Origin of the sequence: Mesorhizobium sp. M7A.F.Ca.CA.001.08.2.1 (genome assembly GCF_003998455.1) — a bacterium.
Lineage (GTDB): Bacteria > Pseudomonadota > Alphaproteobacteria > Rhizobiales > Rhizobiaceae > Mesorhizobium > Mesorhizobium ciceri.
Map to the genome: position 1 here is coordinate 1 of NZ_RZPW01000615.1, position 3,894 is coordinate 3,894.

The 3,894-nt window shown below is 63.3% G+C and carries 3 protein-coding genes; all 3 read left to right on the plus strand.

All coding sequences use genetic code 11. From position 1 onward, the window contains the following. The first annotated feature begins 69 nt into the window (after window positions 1-69). The gene (locus EN914_RS27480) at window positions 70-2,061 is read left to right on the plus strand and encodes a heme lyase CcmF/NrfE family subunit (RefSeq protein WP_024505285.1); all 1,992 of its coding nucleotides are present in this window, start codon (window positions 70-72) and stop codon (window positions 2,059-2,061) included. Further along, window positions 2,058-2,522 (plus strand): cytochrome c-type biogenesis protein, encoded by a 465-nt coding sequence (locus EN914_RS27485; protein WP_024505284.1) that lies wholly within the window; start codon window positions 2,058-2,060, stop codon window positions 2,520-2,522. The genes EN914_RS27480 and EN914_RS27485 overlap by 4 nt, the downstream gene beginning before the upstream one ends. A 426-nt stretch (window positions 2,523-2,948) precedes the next feature. Continuing rightward, the coding region (locus EN914_RS27495) for a trypsin-like peptidase domain-containing protein (RefSeq protein ID WP_127389388.1) at window positions 2,949-3,894 on the plus strand (946 nt) is incomplete at its 3' end.

Consider the following 3,894-nt stretch of genomic DNA (forward strand, 5'->3'; position numbering starts at 1 on the left):
GGCCAAGGGCGTGTGGCAGGAGAGCAAGAGTGAATAGCTCCGGCAGGAGAGCGACAGTGGATCACGGGCATGGTTGAAACCGGACATTTCGCCCTCGTCCTGGCGTTTGCGCTTTCGCTGGTGCAGACGCTCGTGCCGCTGTTTGGCGCACGCCTGAACAACCAGCGCCTGATGGCCGTCGGCGGTCCGGTCGCGGTGACCGGCTTCGCCTTGACGGCGCTGTCTTTCGCAGCGCTGGCGAGTGCCTATGCGAGCTCCGATTTCTCGGTGGCAAGCGTGTGGGAAAACTCGCATTCCTTGCAGCCGTTGATCTACAAGATCACCGGAACCTGGGGCAATCATGAAGGCTCGATGCTGCTTTGGGTGTTGATCCTGACCTTCTTCGGCGCACTCGTCGCCGCTTTCGGCTCCAACCTGCCGGCGACGCTGCGCGCCAATGTGCTTGCGGTGCAAGGCGCCATCGGCGCCGCCTTCTTCCTGTTCATTCTGGCGACGTCCAATCCGTTCATCCGGCTCAATCCGGCGCCGATCGAAGGCCGCGATCTCAACCCGATCCTGCAGGATCTCGGCCTCGCCATCCACCCGCCGTTCCTCTATCTCGGCTATGTCGGCTTCTCGATCTGTTTTTCCTTCTCGGTCGCCGCTCTCATCGAAGGCCGCATCGACGCGTCCTGGGCGCGCTGGGTGCGGCCGTGGACGCTGGTCGCCTGGATGTTCCTGACCGGCGGCATCGCCATGGGATCGTACTGGGCCTACTATGAACTTGGCTGGGGCGGTTTCTGGTTCTGGGATCCAGTCGAGAACGCGTCTTTCATGCCGTGGCTGGCGGGCACCGCGCTGCTCCATTCGGCCATTGTCATGGAAAAGCGCTCGGCGCTGAAGATCTGGACGCTGCTGCTCGCCATCCTGACCTTTTCGCTGTCGCTGCTCGGCACCTTCCTCGTGCGTTCGGGCGTGCTGACCTCGGTGCACGCCTTTGCCACCGATCCGACCCGGGGCGTGTTTATCCTGTGCATCCTGACGCTGTTTATCGGCGGCTCGCTGGCGCTGTTTGCGCTGCGCGCTTCCCGGTTGACGACCGGCGGCCTGTTCCACCCGATTTCCCGAGAAGGGGCACTCGTCCTCAACAATCTGTTCCTGACCACGGCGACGGCGACCGTGCTTGTCGGCACACTCTATCCGCTCGCCGTCGAAGCCTTTTCAGCCGACAAGATCTCGGTCGGCGCGCCGTTCTTCAATCTCACCTTCGGGCCGCTGATGGTGCCGCTGCTGCTCGTGGTTCCGTTCGGGCCGTTGCTGGCCTGGAAGCGCGGCGATGTCTTCGCCGTCGCGCAGCGCCTGATGGTGGCCTTTGCAGCGGCGCTGCTGGCGACGCTGGTCACCGCTCTGTTCATCGACGGCGCCTCGGTGTTCGCAGCCCTGGGCGTAGGCCTTGCCGTCTGGCTGATCCTTGGCGCGCTCACCGATCTCGCCGTCAAATCGGGCTTTCGGACCGTCGCAACGGGGATCATGGTCCGGCGCTTGCTCGGCTTGCCGCGTTCGGTCTTCGGCACAGCCTTCGCTCACCTCGGCCTCGGCCTGACCACGCTCGGCATCGTCGGCACACTTTGCTTCGGCACCGAGAAGATCCTGTCGATGCATGCCGGCGAGACCGTCGAACTGTCCGGCCATACGCTGCGTTTCGTCGGGCTTTATCCGGCCCAGGGACCGAATTACAGCGAGGATCGCGGCCGCTTCGAGCTGATCGGCGTCAGCGGTAGCCCTGTTGGCGAAATCAGCTCCGCCAAGCGGTTTTATCCGGTGCGGCAGATGACGACGACGGAATCCGGCATCAGGACGATCGGTTTCTCGCAGCTCTACATCTCGCTCGGCGACGAGGGCAAAGATGGTTCGGTCGTCGTGCGTTTGTGGTGGAAGCCGCTGGTGACGTTGATCTGGGGCGGTGGCCTGATGATGATGGCGGGCGCGGCGATGTCGCTGATGGACCGGCGCCTGCGCGTCGGCGCGCCGTCGCGACGGCGCAAGCAGGCGAGCGTGGTGCCATCCGCGACCCTGCCATGAACGCACGGCTTTCGCTGACCTCCATTATCCTGCTGCTGGCGCTGTTTTTTGCCGGCACGGCCTTGGCGGTGAAGCCTGACGAGATGCTGCCTGATCCTGCACTTGAGGCGCGGGCTCGGGCGCTTTCGGAAGGCTTGCGCTGCATGGTCTGCCAGAACCAGTCGATCGACGAATCCGATGCCGACCTTGCCCGCGACCTGCGCGTCCTCGTGCGTCAGCGCCTCGTCGCCGGCGACACTGACCAGCAGGTCATGGACTACGTGGTTTCGCGCTATGGCGAGTTCGTGCTGCTCAAGCCGCGTTTCGACCTGCGCAATGCATTGCTGTGGGGCACGCCTGTCCTGCTGTTGCTGGTGGGAGGCGTTTTCATCGTGCTGACCGCGCGGTCGCGTCGCTCGCTGGCAACCAATGCGCTGACCACTGAGGAACAGGCGGCGCTGGACAAGATACTAGGCAATTAGCTCGGCCATTCCTCCGAGGGCCAGTCCCGCGACGTGCGAATGACGCGCAGGATAACGACGCTCTGACGGCCAGCGATCGGGCGCAACTCATAGGCAATGATGTGGTGTGGGGCAGGCGGCTGATGAACGTCTCATATGTGCCTGTTACTCGGCCTGGCCGGCCCGTCGCCATATCACCAAGGCCTCGGCCCATTTCACGAATACGATCCGCCAGGCGTGCTTGCTGTCATTTATGAAAGCCTTGTGCTGAGTTGTGTACAAGATAGCACATAGGGCATCGCGGCCAACGGGTTTGTGCGTCCCCCGACCCCAAAACATTACCAAAGTTTCATGTGTCGGAAATGGCGCTGTAATGTGCGCCACTCTAATTCTCTTGCTTGAGGATGCCCATCAGCAGCGTCCATTTGGAAAGAGGATACGAGATCCATGAATATTGCCCCCCGTTCATATTCCGTCACCCGCAAGCGTCTCATGGCTGCCGTCGCGTCTGTCGCCGTGGCCGGTGCGATCGGCGTCGGTGCGCTGACCAGCGGAACCAGCCCTGTTCTGGCCGATGCCGTGCGCGTCGAGGCGCCGCAGGTACCGGGCTTCGCCGATGTCGTCGAGCGGGTTTCTCCCGCTGTTGTCAGCGTCAAGGTCAAGGCCAAGATCAGCCCGGCCGCCGATGACGGCTCGGACCCGTCCGACGATCAGGATGGCATGAACAACCTGCCCAACAATCCGCAACTGCGCCGCTTCTTCAAGGAATTCCGCGGCTTTGGTGATCAGGACGGCCAGGGTGGCGGCAACAGGCGCTTCAGCCATCGCGACCGCAACAACGACCAGCCGCGGCCGGTTGCACAAGGGTCCGGCTTCTTCATCTCGGATGACGGCTATCTCGTCACCAACAACCACGTCGTTTCGGAAGGCTCGGCCTTCACCGTGGTGATGAATGACGGCAAGGAACTCGATGCCAAGCTGATCGGCACCGACCCGCGCACCGATCTCGCCGTGCTCAAGGTCGATGGCGTCGGCAAGTTTACCTATGTCGACTTCGCCGATGACTCCAAGGTTCGCGTCGGCGACTGGGTGGTGGCCGTCGGCAATCCGTTCGGCCTTGGTGGCACCGTCACCGCCGGCATCGTCTCCGCCCGCGGCCGCGACATCGGCGCTGGGCCTTATGACGACTTCATCCAGATCGACGCATCGGTCAACCGCGGCAATTCTGGCGGCCCGACCTTCAACCTCAACGGCCAGGTCGTCGGCATCAACACCGCGATCTTCTCGCCGTCCGGCGGCAGCGTCGGCATCGCCTTCGACATTCCCGCTTCGACCGCCAAGCAGGTCGTTCAGGACCTGATGAAGAGCGGTTCCGTTCAGCGGGGCTGGCTCG